The 20554-nt window shown below is 71.9% G+C and carries 19 protein-coding genes; 7 read left to right on the plus strand and 12 right to left on the minus strand.

The annotated features are described in order from the left end of the window. Window positions 1-63: 63 nt before the first annotated feature. The 6 genes from ABZZ38_RS05580 to ABZZ38_RS05605 all read right to left on the minus strand — a co-directional run bounded on the left by ABZZ38_RS05580 (window position 64) and on the right by ABZZ38_RS05605 (window position 7865). The gene (locus ABZZ38_RS05580) at window positions 64-1434 is read right to left on the minus strand and encodes an amino acid permease (protein ID WP_356736051.1); all 1371 of its coding nucleotides are present in this window, start codon (window positions 1432-1434) and stop codon (window positions 64-66) included. Window positions 1435-1467: 33 nt separating this feature from the next. Continuing rightward, window positions 1468-2640: a homoserine O-acetyltransferase gene (locus ABZZ38_RS05585; protein WP_356736053.1), complete on the minus strand. Its 1173-nt coding sequence runs from the start codon at window positions 2638-2640 to the stop codon at window positions 1468-1470. A 26-nt stretch (window positions 2641-2666) separates the two neighbouring features. Then, a complete protein-coding gene (locus tag ABZZ38_RS05590; protein ID WP_356736055.1) occupies window positions 2667-4004 on the minus strand; it encodes an O-acetylhomoserine aminocarboxypropyltransferase/cysteine synthase family protein in 1338 nt (445 codons plus the stop codon). A gap of 751 nt (window positions 4005-4755) precedes the next feature. Continuing rightward, a complete protein-coding gene (locus tag ABZZ38_RS05595; protein WP_356736057.1) occupies window positions 4756-5928 on the minus strand; it encodes a hypothetical protein in 1173 nt (390 codons plus the stop codon). A 160-nt stretch (window positions 5929-6088) separates the two neighbouring features. After that, window positions 6089-7069, minus strand: coding sequence for a YihY/virulence factor BrkB family protein (locus ABZZ38_RS05600; RefSeq protein WP_356736059.1), 981 nt, complete (start codon window positions 7067-7069; stop codon window positions 6089-6091). Between the two features lie 154 nt (window positions 7070-7223). Continuing rightward, window positions 7224-7865, minus strand: a complete 642-nt coding sequence (locus ABZZ38_RS05605; RefSeq protein ID WP_356736060.1) for a hypothetical protein — start codon at window positions 7863-7865, stop codon at window positions 7224-7226. Window positions 7866-8241: 376 nt separating this feature from the next. Here ABZZ38_RS05605 and ABZZ38_RS05610 point away from each other — a divergent pair, with 376 nt between their 5' ends. Further along, window positions 8242-8706, plus strand: coding sequence for an SRPBCC family protein (locus ABZZ38_RS05610; protein ID WP_356736062.1), 465 nt, complete (start codon window positions 8242-8244; stop codon window positions 8704-8706). Between the two features lie 173 nt (window positions 8707-8879). Here the strand turns inward: ABZZ38_RS05610 and ABZZ38_RS05615 are convergent, their stop codons facing one another. Together ABZZ38_RS05615 and ABZZ38_RS05620 are read right to left on the minus strand one after the other, a co-directional pair. After that, window positions 8880-9071, minus strand: a complete 192-nt coding sequence (locus ABZZ38_RS05615) for a hypothetical protein (RefSeq protein ID WP_356736064.1) — start codon at window positions 9069-9071, stop codon at window positions 8880-8882. Between the two features lie 374 nt (window positions 9072-9445). Further along, on the minus strand, window positions 9446-9706 hold the full coding sequence (locus tag ABZZ38_RS05620) for a hypothetical protein (protein ID WP_356736066.1): 261 nt from the start codon (window positions 9704-9706) through the stop codon (window positions 9446-9448). Window positions 9707-11415: 1709 nt separating this feature from the next. Here ABZZ38_RS05620 and ABZZ38_RS05625 point away from each other — a divergent pair. The 3 genes from ABZZ38_RS05625 to ABZZ38_RS05635 all read left to right on the plus strand — a co-directional run bounded on the left by ABZZ38_RS05625 (window position 11416) and on the right by ABZZ38_RS05635 (window position 14919). Beyond that, window positions 11416-12333, plus strand: coding sequence for a S1 family peptidase (locus ABZZ38_RS05625; RefSeq protein ID WP_356736068.1), 918 nt, complete (start codon window positions 11416-11418; stop codon window positions 12331-12333). A gap of 284 nt (window positions 12334-12617) precedes the next feature. Beyond that, entirely contained in the window at window positions 12618-14048 is a 1431-nt protein-coding gene (locus tag ABZZ38_RS05630) for a glutamate decarboxylase (RefSeq protein WP_356736070.1), read from the plus strand. A gap of 1 nt (window position 14049) precedes the next feature. Next, entirely contained in the window at window positions 14050-14919 is an 870-nt protein-coding gene (locus tag ABZZ38_RS05635; RefSeq protein ID WP_356736072.1) for a class II glutamine amidotransferase, read from the plus strand. Window positions 14920-14961: 42 nt separating this feature from the next. Here ABZZ38_RS05635 and ABZZ38_RS05640 read toward each other — a convergent pair whose 3' ends face one another. The 3 genes from ABZZ38_RS05640 to ABZZ38_RS05650 are packed head-to-tail and all read right to left on the minus strand — an operon-like array spanning window position 14962 to window position 15932. Next, window positions 14962-15147, minus strand: coding sequence for a hypothetical protein (locus tag ABZZ38_RS05640; protein WP_356736074.1), 186 nt, complete (start codon window positions 15145-15147; stop codon window positions 14962-14964). 29 nt (window positions 15148-15176) lie between these two features. Beyond that, window positions 15177-15683: a metallophosphoesterase gene (locus ABZZ38_RS05645; protein WP_356736076.1), complete on the minus strand. Its 507-nt coding sequence runs from the start codon at window positions 15681-15683 to the stop codon at window positions 15177-15179. 27 nt (window positions 15684-15710) lie between these two features. After that, window positions 15711-15932 (minus strand): acyl-CoA carboxylase subunit epsilon, encoded by a 222-nt coding sequence (locus tag ABZZ38_RS05650; RefSeq protein WP_356736078.1) that lies wholly within the window; start codon window positions 15930-15932, stop codon window positions 15711-15713. Between the two features lie 33 nt (window positions 15933-15965). Here ABZZ38_RS05650 and ABZZ38_RS05655 point away from each other — a divergent pair, with 33 nt between their 5' ends. Genes ABZZ38_RS05655 through ABZZ38_RS05665 form a run of 3 tightly spaced genes read left to right on the plus strand, consistent with a single transcriptional unit; the run spans window position 15966 to window position 19142 of the window. Further along, the gene (locus ABZZ38_RS05655) at window positions 15966-17366 is read left to right on the plus strand and encodes a type III polyketide synthase (RefSeq protein ID WP_356736250.1); all 1401 of its coding nucleotides are present in this window, start codon (window positions 15966-15968) and stop codon (window positions 17364-17366) included. Next, on the plus strand, window positions 17356-18567 hold the full coding sequence (locus ABZZ38_RS05660; protein WP_356736080.1) for a cytochrome P450: 1212 nt from the start codon (window positions 17356-17358) through the stop codon (window positions 18565-18567). The genes ABZZ38_RS05655 and ABZZ38_RS05660 overlap by 11 nt, the downstream gene beginning before the upstream one ends. Then, window positions 18564-19142: a cupin domain-containing protein gene (locus ABZZ38_RS05665; protein WP_356736082.1), complete on the plus strand. Its 579-nt coding sequence runs from the start codon at window positions 18564-18566 to the stop codon at window positions 19140-19142. Before ABZZ38_RS05660 ends, ABZZ38_RS05665 begins: the two co-directional genes overlap by 4 nt. A gap of 58 nt (window positions 19143-19200) precedes the next feature. Here ABZZ38_RS05665 and ABZZ38_RS05670 read toward each other — a convergent pair whose 3' ends face one another. Then, the gene (locus tag ABZZ38_RS05670) at window positions 19201-20478 is read right to left on the minus strand and encodes an MFS transporter (protein WP_356736084.1); all 1278 of its coding nucleotides are present in this window, start codon (window positions 20476-20478) and stop codon (window positions 19201-19203) included. Window positions 20479-20554: the final 76 nt, after the last annotated feature.

Below are 20554 nucleotides of genomic sequence, written 5' to 3' on the forward strand. Positions count from 1 at the left end.
CCCCCTTGTGGCGCGGTCAGTGGTGGCGGTGGCGCGGGTCAGTCGGCGACGGTGTGGGCGGGTTCAGTTGGCGACGGTGTGGGCGGCGGCGGTGGCCGGAGCGGGCTCCTCGGTCATGGCCGCGGGTGCCGCCGGGTCGGCAGGGGCCGTGGTGGACGTCTCGTCGGGCAGGGCGGTCGGGCCCCCGGGGCGGCTGTTGGCCGTGCACCGCTGGAAGATCTTCGCGCCGATGAACAGGCCCGCGGGGAGCAGCAGGTACCAGCCGAAGAAGCCCAGGACGACGAGGACGGCGATGAGCGAGACGATCGCGCCGAGCCAGCCGGCGGTGCTGCCGCGCAGCAGCTTCACGGCCGCCGACAGGCCCGCAACGTACACCGCGACGAAGCACGCGGAAGCGGCGGTCATGATCGGGTCGAGCCGGATGTCCAGGATGAAGGCGGCGGTGAGCAGCAAGGTGGTCAGGATGGCGAGGACGACCAGGCTGCGCTTGGGGATCTCGCCGGCCTTGTTGCCCTTGGCCAGCCAGCCGGGCAGGTCGCCGTCGCGTCCGAGCGCGGCGCCCAGGCGGGAGCCGCCGGCGATGTAGGCGTTGACGGTGGCGAAGGTGAGCAGGGCCGCCGCGACCGCGGTGACCGCCCGTGCCGAGTCGCCGATGCCCCGTTCGAGCAGCAGGGTCAGGGGCACGGCGCCGCGCTCCGGGTCGGAGCCGAGGACGGCGACCGAGGTGCCGGCCACGCCCAGGTACAGCACGGCGACGGTGATGACCGTCAGGCCCGTCACGATGGGCAGCTGGCGGCGCGGGTTGGAGAACTCACCGGACAGGTGGGAGACGGCCTCCCAGCCGGAGAAGGCGAAGAACAGCAGGGTGGCGGCGTGTCCCACGGCGAGCCAGCCGTGCGGGGCGAACGGGGTGAAGTTCTCGGCCCGGGAGTCGGGGGCGGCGATCACGATGGCCACGAGCATGAGGGCGGCCAGCAGGCCGACGAGGAGCAGTTGCAGCCCTCCGGACAGCTTCAGGCCGAGCCAGTTGCTGATGTACGCGCCCAGCAGCAGCACCGCCGCGATCGCCAGCGACATCCGGTAGCCGCCGCCGAGCGCGTCGGCGACGTAGGCGCCGCCGACGATGGCGGCGCTGGCGGTGCCGACCGGGACGGCGAAGTAGAACAGCCAGCCCACGGGGGCCGACGCCTTGGAGCCGAACGCCTTGGCGGCGTAGGTGGCGACGCCGCCGCCGTCGGGGTAGCGCATGCCGAGCGAGGCGAAGGCGCCGGCGATCGGGACGCACAGGGCCACCATCAGACCCCAGGCGACCAGGGAGGCCGGGCCCGCCTCACGCGCGGTCATGGCGGGCAGCGCGAGCACGCCGCCGCCCAGGACCGCGCCCACGTACAGTGCGGTCCCCTGGGCCACACCGATCCGGTGCGTGCTACTCATGTGTGTTCTTCCTTTGCTGTGGTGTTTCGGTGCTCACCGGGAGAGGAGTGCGCCGGCGTCCGCGCGCCGGCCGGTGTCGCCCAGTCGGTCCAGAAAGTCCCGTGCCGTGTCGAGGAACGGGGGTACGTCGAGCAGGAACGCGTCATGCCCGACATCACAGGAGTGGTCCACTTCGTGCCGGGCCGCCAGGCCGCGTACCGCCAGCTCGGCCTGGATGCGGTCGCTGTGCGCCGGGCCGAAGAGCCGGTCGTGTTCGAAGCTGTGGAGCAGGACCTCGGGCGGTGGTTCGGCCAGGGCGAGCCGGTCGGCCACGGCGAAGGCGTCGAACCTGTCCATGGCGTCGATGAGGCGGAGGTAGCTGTGGGCGTCGAAGCGGCGCAGGAACTTCTCCGCCTGGTGTTCGAGGTAGCTCTCCACGGAGAAGTCGCCCTGGACCAGGGGCGAGGGGTGCAGGCGTGTTCCCTCCCGGCGTGGCTGCCGCCCGAACTTGCGCTCCAGGGACCGCTCGGAGAGATACGTCAGGTGCGCGACCATCCGCGCGGTGCCCAGTCCGGCCCCGGGGCCGTCGCCCGGGTCGTAGCCGCCGTCGCGGAACTCCGCGTCGTTGCGGATCGCGAACCGGGCGATCGCGTTCCACGCGAGGTTGTCCGCGCTCTGCCGGCTGGTGGCGGCCACGATCAGGAAGCCGTCGGCGTCGCGCGGGTGGCGCAGCAGCCACTCCAGTGCCTGCATGCCGCCGAGCGATCCGCCGACCACGGCGCGCAGCCGGTCGACGCCGAGCCGGGCCAGCAGCGCGCGGTGCGCGCTCACCATGTCGGCGACGGCGATCCGGGGGAAGTCGGGCCCGTAGGGCCGGCCGTCGGGGCCCGCGGAGCGGGGGCCTTCGCTCCCCGCGCAGCCGCCCAGCACATTCGCGCAGATCACCAGGTGGTGGTCGGTGTCGACCGGTCTGCCGGGCCCCACCATGTGTTCCCACCAGCCGGGCGTGTCGTCGGCGTGGTGCCGGGTGACGTGCGAGTCCCCGGTCAGCGCGTGGCAGACGAAGACGGCGTTGTCCCGCGCCTCGTTGAGCTCCCCGTAGACCTCGTACGCGACATGGACGGGGCCGATCTGCTGTCCGGACGCCAGCCGCATCGGCCGGTCGGACGGGTACAGCTCGGCGACGTGCGGATGCCGCTCGTGCGGTGCGTGCTGGTCGGCAGGCACAACTCCCCCTCGTTGTCGGTCCGTCGTTACGCGTGCGCCAGGGCCTGGTCCAGGTCGTGGATGAGGTCGTCCGCGTGCTCCAGACCGACCGCGAGGCGGATCGAGCCCTGGGTGATGCCCGCGCCGAGCAGGTCCTTCTCGGGGAGGTGGGCGTGCGTGGTGGACGCCGGGTGGGTGGCCAGCGAGCGGACGTCACCGACGTTGGTGACGTGCGAGAACAGCTTGAGCGCCTCGATGAAGCGGGCGCCGGCCGTCCGGCCGCCCTTCAGTTCCACCATGACCATCGGTCCGTACTGGCCCTCGCCGAGGTACCGCTTGACCTGGTCGGCCTCGGTGCCCTGGGTGAGGCTCGGGTGGCGCACGAGGTCGACCTTCGGGTGGGCCGCGAGGAACTGCGCCACCTTGAGGGCGTTGGCGGAGTGCGCCGGCATCCGCAGCGGCAGCGTCTCCATGCCCTGCAGGATGAGGAAGGCGTTGAACGGGCTCATGCACAGGCCCAGGTCGCGCAGCAGGGTCTCGCGCGCCTTGAACAGGTAGCTGCTGCGGCCTCGCGTGTCGGGCAGCTTGCGGCACTCCTCGCCCCACACGACGTTGCCGTACGCGGGGTCGGGCTGGGTCATCTGCGGGTGGCGCGGGGAGTTGTCCCAGTCGAACGTGCCGCCGTCGACGATGATGCCGCCCAGCGCCGATCCGTGGCCGCCGAGGTATTTGGTGCCCGAGTAGACGGTGACGGCGGCGCCGTGCTCGAACGGGCGGCAGGTGAACGGCTGCAGCGTGTTGTCCATGATCAGCGGGATGCCGTGGCGCCGGCCGATCTCGGCGACCTCGCCGATGGGGAAGATCCGCAGCCGGGGGTTGGGGAGGGTCTCGCCGAAGTACAGGCGGGTGCGCTCGTCGGTGGCCTCGTCGAAGTTGTTGGGGTCGGCGGGGCTGACGAACCGCGTCTCCACACCCAGGCGCTTCAGCGTGGCGCCGAGCAGGCTCCAGATCCCACCGAAGAGTTCGTTCGACGAGACGATGTTGTCGCCCGCCTCGACGAGGTTGAGGATCGCCAGGGTGACGGCCGCGTGGCCGGAGGCCGTGGCGAGGCCGGCCACACCGCCGTCGATCTGCGCCATCCGCTCCTCGACGACGTTGAGCGTCGGGTTGCCGAGCCGGGAGTACGCGTGGCCGTTGCCCTCCAGGCCGAACAGCCCGGCCGCCATGTCGGCGTTGGGGAACTCGTAGGCGGCCGTCATGTAAATCGGTGTGATCAGGGGCGGGTTGACGCCCATGCGCACCTCGCGCCCGCCCTGGATGGTGGCCGACTCACGCCGGGCGTAACCACGTCGCTCGAACAGCTCGGTCTCTTCATTGGACAGCATGCGGGACTCCGATCAGGTGATGACGATCTTGAAAGCAACCCGACGCACACTAGAGATCGTTCAACGATCCTTCAATCCTCTTCCTGAAACCCCGGATGAACGGATCAGCAACGCGGGCCTTGCGCCGTCGCCGGATCCCCTGTTGGAGCGCCACATTCCACCGACCCGCGGCCACCGCGCCCCAGCCGCCGTACCGACAACCGGAACCATCGGTCCGGTGGCGCCCCCGCGCTCGGCGGACCGGGCGCCCCATGCGGTCCACCGCCCTGTCCGCCGTCGAAGCGACAGGAAAGCGGAGCCGACGGGGAGTTGGCGGACGAGCACGCGATCCCGGGACCGCTGCGGGCGCCGCCCATTGATTCCCGCTCAGCAGAATCGATATTGAGACATGCGTCACACGAGGGACCGGAAGGGGACACGGACCGGCGCAGAGCGGGCGGAGCGGACATACGGCGGCTCGGCGCGGTCGCCGTCACACGGAAGTGGCGCCGGGCACCCGAAGAACGCTCTCGCGGGCCGGCGGCAACCCGCCGACGGGGAGGGAGTGAGGAGCGTTCGTCGAGCGGGTCGACCGGATTCGTCAGAGGCCGAAGCAGCCGTGGAAGCCGCCGCGAGCGCGGCGGCCCTGGGCGGTCAGCGGCATACGGTCACGCGGGCACGCGGGAGGTCGCGCGGGCACAAGCGGCGTGTCGGGAAGCGCGTGCGGGAAGAGCGGCGTGCGGGAAGAGCGGGGTGCGGCCAGGGCCGACGGTCACCGGGGCGGTGACGCGGGCGAGTGCCACTGTTCGAGCCGGCGCTGGAGGAGCTGGAGCGCTCCGCGCTGGCGACCGGGCACGCGGCGCCGCAGCGCGATCAGGGCGGGCGCCAGCGCACGGGCGGCCCGTGCGTCGCGCAGTTGGTCCCACTGGTGGTGGGCGCGGTCGACGGCGCCTTCGACGTCCGGGTCGTCCGGGGCCTGCTGCCGTTCGAGCCGGCTGTGGGCGGCCGCCACCCACAACTCGCAGCTGCGGGCGGGGTCGCCTCCGAGGCGGGCGAGGTCCGCTCGCACCTCGAGCCAGTGGATCGCCTGCGGCGACCCCGGGCCGTACGTGCGCAACGCCTGCTGCTCCCAGGCCTCGGCCGCCGCCGCGGCGTCACGGTGGCGACCGGCCGCGGCGGCATCGAGGATTCCTTGCAGCGGGTCCGGCGCGGGGACGGCCTCGGCCGCCGACCGGCCCGGGGCGCCGACCGGCCGGTCCGCCGTCGCCTGCGGAGGGACGGCGGGGACGGTCGGTGACGGGGGCCCGACGGCGAACAGCAGGCTTCCGTCGGTGGCGACCTGCGCCGCCGCCCGGGCGTGCAGATCGGCGAGCGTCGGGCGGGCTCCACTGCGCCAGATCGCGGTACAGGCGCTCAGGTAGTCGGGGGTCACGACCGTGCGCCGCCCGGGCGGCGGGGCGACGCGTCCGTAGAGGCTGACGCCGGGGCCCAGCGCGAGCGGGTACCGGTCGGCGGTCATCTGCTGCCAGACCTCCGTGTCGGCGACCAGGTCCACGACCACCGTGGTGGTGCCCGGCCGGCGCAGCTTGAGCTCGCCGGTGATCCAGTGCCAGGGCAGGGCGGCGTAGCGCAGCGTGGCCGGTGTCGTCCGGGCCAGGGCCAGGTGCGGCCGGCGCTGCTTGTGGTCCAGGTGGAGTTGCCCGGTGATGTACAGGGCCAGCGGGCCGGGCGACGCGACGACGGCGCGCAGGCGCGTCAGCACGGCCTGCGGGTCGAGCGGGTCGGCCAGTTCGACCAGGGTGGCCGCGGCCGTGCCGGTCAGCGCGGGCGGCGGGACGGCGGCGAGCGCGGGCAGCACGGACACCGCGTCGATCAGCCGCCCCTTGCCGACTGGCGCGGCCGCCAGTACGAGCGCCGTTCCGGCAAGCTCCTGCTCATTGATCACCACAGCACCGTATCCGCTGTCCGTGGTGGGTCACCGCCCGGTCGCGCAGAAAACCGGAACGCGGGAGCGCCGAGTCACCGACCATGTGCTGCGGCCCCGGCTCGTCGACCGGTGCGCCGAGTTCGCCGGGCGCACCGGCGCGGGCGTCCCCGGGCGCAGGTCAGGGGCCGGACTCCGGGTCACCTGACCCCGGGTCGGGGTGGACGGGGGCGGTGATGCCCGCCCTGGCCGCTTCCAGCTGGGCGGAGAACGCGATGCCCAGGAAGAGCGCGACCCCGGCCACGTTCGACCACAGCAGGAGGGCGACAAAGGCGGTCAGCGGGCCGTAGAGCGCCCCGAAGGACCCGGTGAGATCGACGTACAGGCCGAGGAGCAAGGTCGCGGCCACCCAGAGCAGCAGGTGGACGCCGGAGCCGAAGGCCAGCCAGGTGTAGCCGGGCTGGTCCCGCCGCGGCGCCCACCGGAAGATCACCGCCGATGCCACCGCCGCCAGCAGCACTCCCAGCGGGACGTGCAGCGGTTGCCACCACTGGAGCAGGGAGGGCGGCCAGTGCAACGCCTGGACGACAGCCCTTCCCATGCCCCGGCCCGCGACGATGACGAGGAAGCCGGCGCCCAGCGGCAGTCCGGCCGCCATCGTCAGCAGGATGCTCCTTCCGTACTTGGCGGTGAAGGGGCGGTCCCGCTCGATGCCGTAGATGCGGTTGCAGCCCCGCTCGATCTGGCCCATGGCGGAGGCGAGGTTGAGCAGCGCGAAGCCGAGGCCGAGCCAGATCGCGACGGCGCCGGCGTCGTCGGCCCCGGCGCTGCGCCGGGTGTTCGCCAGGGCCTGCCGTACCAGGTCCGCGCTGGGGCCGGGCACGACGCCGTCGAGTGTCAGCTCGACGGCGCGGCCGACGCTCTCCGTGTGGAGGGTGGTGGCCACGCCGACGAGCGCGATGACGAACGGGACCATGCCGAGCACCATCTGGTACCCGAGGGAGCGGGCGGAGCTGAAGCCGTCGGCGTACCGGAAACGGGCGAAGGAATCCACGAGGAGCTTGCGCCCGCCGTAGTGACGCAGGGCGGTGAACGCCTCGTCCCCGGAGAGCTCCTCACCGAGCATGTCCCGGGTCTGCGGTACCCGCACCACCGTTCCCACAGCGCACTCCCCGCTCCCGCCACGTGCTCATGCACCGGTCCGCTGATGTCCCGGGCGGCGCGTGGCCTGCTTCCGGCGAACCGGTGCCGGTCCACCTGCCCCGGGACGGGGGCCGGCATGCCTACCGGGCCGTCGGCACGCGAACCGGGCCCCGTCAGGGGATCAGCTCGCCGATCACGTTACCGGCCGTCTCCCACCACGGCGCGGCGCCCGTTGCGAAGGCGGCGGCGAGAGTGGTTCCGACGGCGACGTCCTGCGCCAGGACCGTGGCGTTCCCGTCCCAGTCGGCCCTGACCTCGCCGTCACCGGTGGAACCGAGCTCGCCGAGCGGCTTGCCGTCCTTGAGTAACCTGCTCTCGCCGTACGCGCACGGGACGAGGCGGTAGCGGGTGTTCCCGACCTTCGCGTCGACGCGGTAGGACCGCCGGGAGAGGCGCCCCTTGGCAGGGGTGATCGGGGTCGGCTCACCGTCGACGGTGAGCGTGAGGCGGGCGCGGTCACGGGTGCCGATGGGGATGTGCTCGTCGGGTGCGCCGGTGGAGGTGCGGACGAGCCGGACCCTTGGGAGGCCGGGTCCGGACACGTGGAGGACACCGGCGCGGTGGTCCAGCTGGATGCGGGACGGACCGGGGAGACGCTCGTTCATGATCGGCGATTCTGCTGCAGCGCGAAGGGTGCGGACCAAGGGGCCGGGCTCCAGAGCCGGATGCATGGCCGTGTCGGGGAACTCCTCCTGGATCACCTGCGTCTGCTCCAGCGGGTGATGCTCGTCGCCGAAAGGGTCCTCGAAGGTCACGTCGGGGGCGTGGCGGAGTGGCGCCTTCAACTCCCGGTGGTCCGTGGGCAGATGGCGGGGCAGCCGTTCCGCTCCGTACCGCCTGCCGTCCAGGAGCACGTTGAGCCGGCCGGCTCGATGTCCCGGCCGTGGAACGCCTTCAGGGCGCCCGGGACGGGGAGGGCCGATGGCGGGGCCTGTTCCGTGCCGCATCGTCCGCACTCCGGTGCCGTGGGGTGCGTGGCCGTGCCCGTGATGCCCGTACGCCGGGGTGGTGGGTGGGGTCACCTCGGAAAGCGACGTGCATGGATGCGCGCGGCCGGGTACCCGCACCACCGACGATGGGCGCGGCGGGAGCACTGCTGCGCCGACGCCCACCAGGCACAAGGAGGCACTGATGAGCACCGTGAAGGAAGCCGTAGAGGTCGAGGTCCCCGTTCACACCGCCTACAACCAGTGGACCATGTTCGAGGAGTTCCCCCAGTTCATGGACGGGGTCGAGGAGGTCAGGCAGGTCGACGACCGCCACAACCACTGGACCACCAAGATCGCTGGGGTGCGGCGCGAATTCGACACCGAGATCATCGACCAGCTGCCCGACGAGCGGATCGCCTGGAGGACCATCAGCGGCGACACGCACCAGAAGGGTGTGGTCAGCTTCCAGCGCCTGGACGACACGCACACGCGCGTGGAGCTGGTGATGGACGTCGACCCGAGCGGCCCCGCGGAGAAGGCCGCCGACATGGCGGGCATGATCGACCGCCGCGTCAAGGCCGACATGCAGCGGTTCAAGGAGTACATCGAGCGCCAGGGCGGCGAGTCCGGAGGCTGGCGCGGGCGCATCAAGCCGGGCGACCACTGACGGCACGCCCGAGGGGCCGCGGTTGCGCGTCGGCGCGGAACCGCGGCCCCTCGGCCGCCCGCCTCGGCGCGGACCGCCGCGGGCGCGTACGTGACCGCACAGTCACCGTGCGCCATGAGGCGGGCGTTGTGTCGGCGTATCGGGCCTCAGGGCCCGGAAGGCCTCGGGCGGCTTCAAGCCGCCTTCGCGACGTCTCCGGGGTGCGCCCGCGCCCAGGCCACCACCAGGGCCTGGTAGATGCGCTGCTCGTCCGCCGACAGCTGCCCGCCGGAGCGCGCCCACAGCTCACGGATCGCATCGTTCAGCGCTTCGGCGTTCAGCTCGTCGGTATGCGGCAGATCGGGGTCGAAGGGGGTCTCGGACATGGCTCCAGCCTAGGGGGCCGAGCCCGCGGAAACCCCTACGCCGGGCCCGTAGCATCCGTCACACCGTGCCGCACGTGACGTACGTGACACTGCGGCGAGGCCACCTGCGCGAGCCGCGTCACCGCGCCTGACCTGCTGCTTTGCGGGTTCCGCGGCCACCGTGCCGTGCGGGGTCTCACAGCGCGCGAGGCCGCTCGCGGAGGACGGACGCGACACGGATCACTTGGCCGCGTCCCACCGAAGGCCACGGGCGTCCGGATACCCGGCCCGGCCCCGGGTCGGGTCCGGCCCGGGTATCCGTGCCCGATACGCACACCGCCCACCCCATCGCCACGGCTGGAGGCGGCGTCGGGGTGGGCGGTGGGTGTGCCGGGTCAGTTCATCACGCGGGAGGCGTTGATGACCTCGCACTTCTTGTACTCGGAACCGTCGCCGTCTCCGAGGTAGGACGTGCTTGCCTCGCCGGTCCGGGACGCGGAGGCGGGGACCAGGAGGTCGTCCACCTTCGCCACGGCCCTGGTGACGGGCGCGCCGCCCAGCTCGCCCTTGAACTGAAGGGTGACGTCGTACTTGTAGTCCAGCGAGCTGTCGTTGGTGACGGTGATCTTCGCGGTCAGGTTCTTGTCGGCGTCCATCCGGCAGTCGTCGATGCGTACGTCGCGGGCGGCCTGGCTCGTGCTGGGGTTCCCGCCGGGGTAGGAGCTGCCGCTCGTGGACGAGCCGCTGCCGCTGGTACCGCTGCTGCCGCTGCTGCCGTCGTACGAGCCACCGGAGCTGGAGCTGGAGCTGTCGTACGAGCCACCGGAGGAGGAGCTGGAGCTGTCGTAGCTGCCGCCCGAGCTGGAGCTGCTGGAATCGGATCCGGATCCGTGACTGCTGCTGCCGCCGCCGCAACTGCCACCCCCGGACCCACGGGCACCGGTCAGAGCGACGAGTACGACACCGAAGACGGCGACAGCGCGGACATGGCGAAACTGCACGTTCAACCCCCGTTGAGCGCTTGGTTGCATAGATGAGAAGGGCGCCCGCTTGACGAGCGCACGTCACCCTAACAGCGGTGAGCGGGGCCCATCACCAGGGTGCGGCGGGGCGCGGGCGCACCGTTCCCCCTCTCCCCCGGCGATGGCCCCGCATGCCTCGGGCGGGGCCATCACCGGCCTTCCCGCCTGCCGGGCCGGCACCTTCTGGGCCGGCACCGGGGCGTAGCCGGCCGGCCGAATCGTGCAGGTCCCCCGGCCCGAGGTCTTTCGTGTGTGCGAGAACAGGGCGCCGCGATGTCCGGACGGAGCGGTCTGGAGCGAGTGGGCACACCACAGCGGCGCGGAACAGCGGCACTCGACAGGGGTGCACAACGGAGTGCGGTAGGACGGCCGAATGCGGTGGAGTCGTACCACCGCGTGCCGGGGGTGAGGTGTCAGACGCTCGTCACGGGCATCCGGTGACGGCCGCGCAGCCGGCGCCGGCGGCACGAGGACACCGGGATCACGTCGTACCGGGATCGGGGAACGACGGCAGTGGTGCGGTCACGCACAACCGGGCTCCCCTCATTCGTCTCGTTCGTCGGTGTACGCGCCGCGACGCCATGGACGGCTATGTCGTGAACGGCGCGCACCGCGAGTGCAGGGAGCGCGCCCGTCCGGGGCACCGGATTTATTTCCCGTCCGGTGCACCGGATCCACTCCCCGGACGCCGGAAGCGCGCGATCCGGCCATGCACCACACGGGAGCGAATACGAGTGATCAGCGCATATCGGAGTGGCGTGCGGGACGGCAGCGTCTGAGCCCGGCCGCGTCGCGTCACTCGCCGCGGACCATGCGGATCACGCCATGGACCCGCGCCGGAGCGTTCGGCCGGCCGACCGGCAGGGGTGACGGTTGCTGGCGCCACCGTGGCGCGGCACGGCATTGACCGCCCCTCCGTCCGCGTCCGCGGCACCGTTCCCTCCGTTCGTTCAACACTGAACCGCCCTCATGGCGCACGCTCTTTCACCGGCTGCGGCACGGCGAGGGCACGGCGGACCAGGTGTCGACGCGGCGACCGGGTCGTTGCCATGAGCAAACGACCCACCGCATCGGTTTTCGGCCACCGGAACAGCGAGGTCGACAAGCACCCAAAAGTGGAATCCCGTCGTCGTCGGAGCCCGGTGGAAGCCGCGTGCGCGGACGGACCGATGAACGCGCGTAGCCCGGCCGAAAGCCGCTCTGTTGCCGGTACGAAGCGGAGTAGCAGGATCCCTAGCAACCGCTTGTCAGGCACATGTCGGTGAGCCGCCGCCGTGTGTCCACCTGCCGGTCACTGTCGCGCCCGTACACCCAACGGGCCTTCGGACATCCATGGAGGATGAGTGAACATCAAGCGCTTCACCCCCCACGGCGGCTTCGCCAGAGGCGCGCGGCTGACCGCCGTTGCCTCCGCCCTGCTCACCGCGGTCGCGCTGGCAGCGCCCACCGCCGCAGCGGATTCCGCCCCCGCGCCGCGCGTCACCTCCGCACAGCTCGCCGAGGCGAGCGACGCGGTCCTCGGGGCCGATGTCCCCGGTACCGCCTGGTACACCGACGCCAAGACCGGCAAGCTGGTCGTCACCGCCGACTCCACCGTCTCGGCCGCCGAGCTGTCCGAGATCAAGGAGGCCGTGGGCAGCCGGAGCTCGGCGCTGGAGATCAAGCGCACGCCGGGCACGTTCAACAAGCTCATCGCGGGCGGACAGGCCATCTACGCCGGCGGCGGCCGCTGCTCGCTCGGCTTCAACGTCCGCAGCGGCTCGACGTACTACGCCCTGACCGCCGGCCACTGCACCAACATCGGAAGCACCTGGTACACCAACTCCGCCAACACCACGGTGCTCGGCACCCGTACCGGCTCCAGCTTCCCGGGCAACGACTACGGCATCATCCGCCACTCCAACGCCTCGGCGGCGGACGGCCGCGTCTACCTCTACAACGGCTCCTACCGGGACATCACCGCGGCGGGCAACGCCTCCGTCGGCCAGTCGGTCCAGCGCAGCGGCAGCACCACCGGCCTGCGCGGCGGTACCGTCACGGGCCTCAACGCCACCGTCAACTACGGCAACGGTGACGTCGTCTACGGCCTCATCCAGACCAACGTGTGCGCCGAGCCCGGTGACAGCGGCGGCGCCCTGTTCTCCGGCACCACCGCGCTCGGCCTGACCTCCGGCGGCAGCGGCAACTGCTCCTCCGGCGGCACCACGTTCTTCCAGCCGGTCACCGAGGCGCTGAGCGCGTACGGCGTGAGCGTCTTCTAACCCGTCTTCTCACCCCGGTACGGGGCGGCGCCCCACAGCCCCGCCCCTCCCCGGTCGCCACCTGCCGGCGGTCCGCCTCGTGCGGACCGCCGGTTCGTCGTACGCGCCCACCGGCGGTGGCCGCCCGACGCGCCATCGCACGCGTCGGGCCGACGCGGGCATTCGGGTGGCGGCGGTGAGCTGTTCGGGCGCCGCGGCCCGCCGTGCGCCGTGACAGCCGCGGGGGCCTCCTGTTACGCACGGGGCCGATACGCCGACGGCACACAGCAGAAGGGTGAGCAGCGATGGCCCTGCACCATTCCCGCCACGACGAGCGGGTGAGCCGTGACCTGGAGCTCAACCCGCTCTTCAGCCGGGAGCCCGTCACGGTCCCGCGTTACGCCATGCCGGACACGGCGATGGATCCGGACCTCGCCTACCAGCTGGTGCGTGACGAGCTGATGCTCGACGGCAACGCGCGGCTGAACCTGGCGACGTTCGTCGGCACCTGGGCCGAGCCGCAGGCCCTGCGGTTGATGAGCGAGTGCGCCGACAAGAACATGATCGACAAGGACGAGTACCCGCAGACCGCGGAGTTGGAGATGCGCTGCGTGCACATGCTCGCGCGGCTCTGGCACGCCGAGGATCCCGACCGGGTGGCCGGCTGCTCGACCACCGGGTCGAGCGAGGCGGCCATGCTGGCCGGGCTGGCCCTCAAGCGCCGGTGGCAGCAGCGCCGGCGGGCGGCGGGGCTCTCCGTGGCGCGGCCCAATCTGGTCATGGGCGTCAACGTGCAGGTCTGCTGGGAGAAGTTCGCCAACTACTTCGAGGTCGAGCCCCGTTGCGTACCGATGGAGGGCGACCGCTACCACCTCACCCCGGACGCGGCGGCCGCGCGGTGCGACGAGAACACGATCGGGGTCGTGGCCGTCCTCGGGTCCACGTTCGACGGCAGTTACGAACCGGTCGCGGACATCGCGGCCGCGCTGGACGCGTTGCAGGCGCGTACGGGAGTGGACGTGCCGGTGCACGTGGACGGGGCGTCGGGCGCGATGATCGCGCCGTTCGTCGACCCGGACCTGGAGTGGGACTTCCGCCTACGGCGGGTGGCGTCGATCAACACGTCCGGGCACAAGTACGGCCTGGTGATGCCCGGCGTCGGGTGGGCGCTGTGGCGGGACGTCGACGCGCTGCCCGACGACCTCGTCTTCCACGTCAACTATCTGGGCGGGGACATGCCGACGTTCGCGCTGAACTTCTCCCGCCCCGGTGCCCAGGTCGTCGCGCAGTACTACACCTTCCTGCGGCTGGGTTTCGACGGCTACCGCCGGGTCCAGCAGACCTGCCGGGACGTCGCCACACGGCTGGCGCGGCGGATCGGTGAGCTCGGCCCCTTCGAGCTGGTCACCGACGGCAGCCAGACGCCCGTGTTCACGTTCCGGGTGCGCGAGGGCGTGGACGCGTACACCGTCTTCGACGTGTCCGCCGCGCTGCGCGAGCGGGGCTGGCTGGTGCCCGCGTACACCTTTCCGAAGAACCGCGAGGACCTCGCCGTGCTGCGGATCGTCGTCCGCAACGGCTTCGGGCACGACCTGGCCGATCTGCTGCTGGCGGACCTGGAGCGGGCGGTGGCACGGCTGGAGCGCCAGGCGGGGCCGCGGCGCGACGCGGACGACGCCGGCGGGTTCGCGCACGGCGCCGAGACCAGGAACCCCACGCGCCCCGGGAGGATGTGAGATGTGCCGACTCTTCGGGCTGAGCAGCGCGCCGACCCCCACGCGCGCGACGTTCTGGCTGCTGGACGCCCCGGACAGTCTCCGCGACCAGAGCCACCGGGACCCCGACGGGACGGGCATCGGGTACTTCGACGGAGACGGCACACCGCGGATCGACAAGGCGCCCCTCGCCGCCTACCGGGACCGTGCCTTCGCCACCGAGGCGAAGCGGGTGCGGTCGGCCACCTTCGTCGCCCATGTGCGCTACGCCTCCACGGGCAGCCTCGACGACCGCAACACCCATCCCTTCCGCCAGGAGGGGCGGCTGTTCGCGCACAACGGCGTCATCGAGGGTCTGGACGAGCTCGACGCCGAACTCGGGGAGGACCGGGCATCGGTCGCCGGCGACACCGACTCGGAGCGCTTCTTCGCGCTCATCACCCGGCAGATCCGGGCCCACGGCGGTGATGTGGGCGCGGGCATCGAGCACGCGGCCCGCTGGATCGCCCGGACGCTGCCGCTGTACGCCCTGAACCTGGTTCTCGTCACCCGTGACGAGCTGTGGGCCCTGCGCTACCCGGACACGCACGGGCTGTACGTGCTGCGGCGGCCGGCCGGCGGCCACCACGGTGACCGGCATCTCGATCACAGCGGGACCGCGGGCCGGATGCGGGTGCACTCCGAGGAGCTCGCGTCCGCCCCCGCGGTCGTGGTCGCCAGTGAGCGCATGGACGACAGCCCGGGCTGGCGGCTCCTGGAGCCGGGTGAGCTGCTCCACGTCGACCCCGGCCTCGGTGTGCACAGCCGCGTGGCGCTGCCGGACTCCCCCGTGCGTCCGCTGCGCACCGCCGACCTGCGGCCCGAGGCGGCGGCCTCGCAGGCGGCGCGGTGAACGGGCGAGAGGGCCGGCGCCCTCCGGGGACCGGCCGGGCCCTCAGGAGTCCGGCCGGCCCTTGTCCTTCCGTACCGACTCCTGGGCCGTGGGACTCGGAGTGAGGGTGTCCGCGGCCTCGCCGTCCCTCTGGTCGTCCTCGTCCTCGTCGAGGCGCAGTTCCGCGTCCTCGAACTCCTTGAGGACCTCTTCGGCGGCGGTCTTGGGCTGGTGATCCGGCTGGTTCATGTGATGCGGGTTCCTCGGGGAGGGCCGCCCTAATCCAGCCGGTGCACGCGGAGGTCGGCCAGCCGCCCGTCGACCACGCGGACGGTCATGTACGTGCGGTGCGGCTGACGGCGCCGGTCGGTGGGTGAGCCCGGGTTGAGCAGCCGCAGCCCTCCGGGGGCCGTCGTGTCCCACGGGATGTGACTGTGACCGAACACCAGTACGTCGAGGTCCGGGAAGCGTGCCGCGCAGCGGCGCTCCCGGCCCTGCGCGGGTCCCGTCTCGTGGACGACGCCGAACCGCAGCCCGCCGAGTTCCGCGCGGGCCACCTCGGGCAGGCGGGCGCGCAGCTCGGGGCCGTCGTTGTTGCCGTGGACGGCGAGGAGCCGACGGGCGCGGGTCTCCAGCAGGTCGAGGGTCGCGGCGTCCACCCAGTCCCCCGCGTGCACCACCACATCGGCCCGCTCGACGGCGTCGAGGAGCGCGGCGGGCAGGTGCCGGGCGCGTTTGGGGACGTGGGTGTCGGAGGTGAGGAGGAGCCGGACGTCGTCACTCATCACCGACGGAGCATATCGCCGCCGGGTTCATCGCCGGTGGTGCAGGGCCGCGATGCCGTGGCCCGCCCGCCAGGAGCCGGGCAGCGGATGCGCCCTCCAGCCGCGGTCCCATTCGGCCCTGCGGGGGGACGCGTCCGCCGCGGGGCGCTCGGTCGCGCTCCGGCAGGCGAGTGCGGTCAGTACGGCGGTGAGCGCCGCCAGCTCGGTGGCGGTGGGACGGCCGTGGACGATTCGAAGGTGATGCCGCATGTGTTCATGGTCGGCCGCCCCCTCCGCCAGGGCATGCGCTGCTCGGCCGCACGGGTGAGGTGCGCGTGCGCCACGCCGTCGCTGTTGTTGCGTACGGCTCGGGCGCCGCTCCGCGCGCGGCTCCCGTGGACGTCCACCCGGCACCGCGCGGACGCGCGCCGTGGCGGTGTTCATGGGCGGTGCGCCGGGGCACGGGCGCGTTCGCCGACCGCTCCCGCGGGCGGGCACCGATGCCGTTCCGGGGTGTTTCCTCACCGATTCGGCTCAAGCAGGGCGGGAAATCCTCGACGCGCGGAGCGGCCATGGGTCCGTGATTCTTTGAGCAAACGCGACGAAAGGGCTTACGTCATGGCCACGTTGTGCAGACCCGCGGTGGCGGTCCCCGAGCATGTGATCACCATGCAGCAGACCTTGGACCTGGCGCGGACCATCCACGCAGACCACCCGCAGCTGCCCCTCGCTCTGCGACTGATGGAGAACACCGGAGTCCAGAAACGGCATCTCCTCCGGCCGATCGAGGAAACTCTCAAGCACCCCGGCTTCGAGGCCCGCAACGCGGTCTACGAAGCCGAGTCCAAGGCGCGCGTGCCCGCCGTCATCCGCCAGGCGCTCGACGACGCCGAGCTTCGGGCGCAGGACATCGACGTGATCATTTACGTCTCCTGCACCGGCTTCATGATGCCGTCACTCACCGCCTGGCTGATCAACACGATGGGCTTTCGCACCGACACACGGCAGATCCCCATCGCCCAGCTCGGCTGTGCGGCGGGCGGCGCCGCCATCAACCGCGCCCACGATTTCTGCACCGCCTACCCCGATGCCAACGCACTGATCGTGGCCTGCGAGTTCTGCTCGCTGTGCTACCAGCCGACCGACCTGGAAGTGGGCAACCTCCTCTCCAACGGTCTGTTCGGCGACGGCTTGGCCGCCGCCGTCATGCGCGGACGGGGCGGAACGGGCATCTCGCTGGAGCGCAACGGGTCCTACCTGGTACCCGAGACCGAGGAGTGGATCGCGTACGACATCCGGGACACCGGGTTCCACTTCAAGCTCGACAAGCGGGTTCCCGGCACCATGGAGCCGCTCGCGCCGGCGCTGAAGCAGCTGGCGGGGCAGCACGGGTGGGACGCCTCCGACCTGGACTTCTACATCATCCACGCCGGTGGCCCGAGGATCCTGGACGACCTGAGCAAGTTCCTCGGAGTGCCTCCTGAGGCGTTCCGCTTCAGCCGGGCGACGCTGACGGAGTACGGCAACATCGCCAGCGCCGTCGTCCTGGACGCGCTGCGCCGGATGTTCGACGAGGGCAGCGCGGAACACGCCGCCCGCGGGCTGCTCGCCGGCTTCGGGCCCGGCATCACCGCCGAGATGTCCCTCGGCCGCTGGACCACCTCCGACCGCGTCTTCACAGAGGAATCGCACCGTGCTGGATGAGACGACCACGGCTCCGCCACCACCCGTACGCCAGTGGCCCGCGCTGGACCTGTTCGGGGTGGACTTCGACCCGGTCCTGGCCGAGCTGATGCGGGAGGGGCCCATCACACGGATCAAACTGCCGAACGGCGAGGGCTGGGCCTGGCTCGTGACGCGCTACGACGACGTGCGGATGGTGACGAACGATCCGCGCTTCAGCCGCAAGCTGGTCGCCCAGCACGACGTCACCCGGCTGGCCCCGCACTTCATCCCCGTCGACGGGGCGGTCGGGTTCGAGGATCCGCCGGACCACACCCGACTGCGGCGCGCGGTGGCACCGGCGTTCACCACGCGGGGTGTGGAGCGGGTGCGCAAGCGGGCGCGGGAGAGCCTCAACGAGCTCGTCGAGGAGCTGCTGCGGGACGGGCCGCCGGCCGACTTCACCGAACGGCTGCTGGGGCCCTTCCCGCTCGCCGTGGTCTGCGAACTGATGGGCGTGCCCCGGGCCGACCGGCCGCAGATGCACGAGTGGACGGGGCTGATCCTCTCCTCCGCGCAGGGTGCGGAGCGCAGCCAGCGGGCCAAGGAGGAGATGTGCGCGTACTTCGCCGACGTGCTGCGCGAGCGGCGCTCCGGTGGCGAGGACGTCATCGGCCTGCTGGCGGCGGCCGTGGAGAGCGGCGAGCTGAGCGCGTCGGAGGCGGTGGGGCTGGCGCTGCTGATCCAGATCGGTGGTGAGGCGGTCACCAACAACGTCGGCAACATGCTCTTCATCCTGCTCACCCACCCGGAACACCTGGACCGGCTGCGTGCAGAGCCGGAGATCCGGCCACGGGCCATCGACGAGCTGCTGCGCTACATCCCGCACCGCAGCGCCGTCGGCCTGTCGCGCATCGCGCTGGAGGACGTGACCGTCGCCGGTGTGCGCATCCGGGCGGGCGACCCGGTGTACGTGTCGTATCTGGCGGCGAACCGGGACCCCGAGGTGTTCGCGGACCCGGAGACGCTGGACTTCGACCGGAACCCCAACCCCCATGTGGCGTTCGGGTACGGGCCGCACTACTGCGTGGGCGCCATGCTCGCCCGGCTGGAGTCCGAACTGCTCGTCGACGCCATGGTGGACCGGTTCCCCGGGCTGCGGTTCGCCGTGCCCGTCGAGGACCTCCGGTTCCGGCGCGGCGCGCTCATCCGTGGCCCCGAGTCCCTCCCGGTGACCTGGTGACGGCGCACCACGGGGCGCCGGCGTCCCTGCTCGCCGGTGCGCCCGACGGGCTGCTGGTGCCCACGGGGCACGGCCGTACGCTGCGCACGCCGGCGCAGCAGGTCACGTTCAAGGTGACGGGCGAGCACTCCCGGGCGGCGTCGAGTTTCGAGGTCGTGGTGCCGCCGGGCTTCGACGTGGGGGCCCATGTGCACACCCGGAGCGAGGAGCTCTTCTACGTACTCGAAGGAGAGCTGGACGTCCTCGCGTTCGAGCCGCGGGTACGGACCCGGGACGACTGGCGGCACTGGGAGTCGTCGTCGGGGAAGCGTACGGTGCGGGCGACGCCGGGCACGGTCATCGTGGTGCCGCCCGGCTGTCCGCACGCGTTCGCGAACCGTACGGACACCCCGGCCAAGATGTTCTTCCAGGCGTCCCCGCCGCCGGACCACGAACGCTACTTCGAGGAGCTGCTGGAGATCCTGGACGGAGGTGGCGCCCCGGACCACGACGCCATCGCCGCGCTCCGGGCCCGGTACGACATCGAGCAGCTGACGCCGCTGCGTCACGACGCGCACGCGCATACGGAGGCATGAGCCCTGGTGCCGCGCCACGGCGCGGCACCAGGAGTCATGGTGGTCCTTCGTCAGGAGTTCAGCGTTCCAGTTCCTTGTGGGCGCTTTCCGGCAGGCGCAGATACACCACCGATGACACCAGGCACAGGGCGGAGACGTACCAGGGGAAGAGTCCGGGGTGGCCCATGTCCTTGAACAGGGTGCCCACATAGGGGGCCGTTCCGCCGAAGAGGGCGACGGTGAGGGAGTACGGGAAACCGATACCGGCCGCCCTTACCCGCGCGGGGAACATCTCGGCGTTGACCGCCGCCGAGATCGACGTGAACCCGGTCAGGAGCACCATGCCCGCGCACTGGGCGAGCAGCAGCGTGCCGAAGCCTCCGATGGAGCGCAGGAGCGGCACGCTCAGCACGGCGAAGCCGAGACCGAAGAAGAGCAGCAGCGGTTTGCGGCCGTAGCGGTCGGAGAGCACCCCGCCGAGCGGCTGGAGCAGTGCGAAGAAGGCCAGGGAGAGGGTGGAGGCGAGCAGCGCGTCGGCCTTGGTGAGACCGGCGTTGAGCTCGGCGTAGGTGGGGAGGTAGGAGGTCCAGGTGTAGTACGCGAGGGTGCCGCCGGCCGTGATGCCGCAGATCAGCAGCGACTCGCGGGGGTGGCGGCGCAGCGCGTCGAAGAGGCCGGGGCGCGGCTGCCCCGTGCCTGACCCGATGTCCGGGAGGGTCTCCTGCGCTCCGCGCCGGATCCAGAACCCGACGAGGCTGAGTACGGCGCCCAGGACGAAGGGCACGCGCCAGCCCCAGCCTTCCATCTGTCCCGTACCGAGCGACGCGACGAGGGCGGCGGCGATACCGGAGGCGGCGAGCTGGCCGGCGGTGGTGGAGACGTACTGGAAGCTGGAGAACAGTCCGCGGCGGCCGGGGCCGGCCGACTCGACGAGGAAGGTGGTGGAGGCCGCGAACTCGCCGCCGACGGACAGACCTTGGAGGAGCCGCGCGGCGACGAGGATGACGGGCGCGAGGACGCCGGCCGTCGCGTACGTCGGTGTGAGGCCGACCAGCAGGCTGCTGCCACCCATGAGGAGGATGGTCACCGTCAACGCGGCGCGTCTGCCGTGCCGGTCGGCGATGGCTCCCATCAGGAGCCCGCCGACGGGCCGCATGAAGAAGCCGACGGCGAAGACGGCGAAGGTGGAGAGGAGCGGGACGAGGGAGTTTCCGGACCCCTTGGGGAATATCTGTCCGGCGATGTACGTGGCCAGGAAGGTGTAGGCGTACCAGTCGTACCATTCGACGGCGTTGCCCACGGAGGCCGCGAGGAGCTGCCGGGCGGGGCGGCGGACCGGGGTGCGAGTCGGTGTCATGATCACGGCCCTCCCCGCACCGACCACGCCGCACACCTGTGCGGTGTTACGTCTTTGTGTGCCGCGCGGGATGGAG

It is taken from the genome of Streptomyces sp. NPDC006368, from assembly GCF_040612535.1.
Taxonomy (GTDB): domain Bacteria; phylum Actinomycetota; class Actinomycetes; order Streptomycetales; family Streptomycetaceae; genus Streptomyces.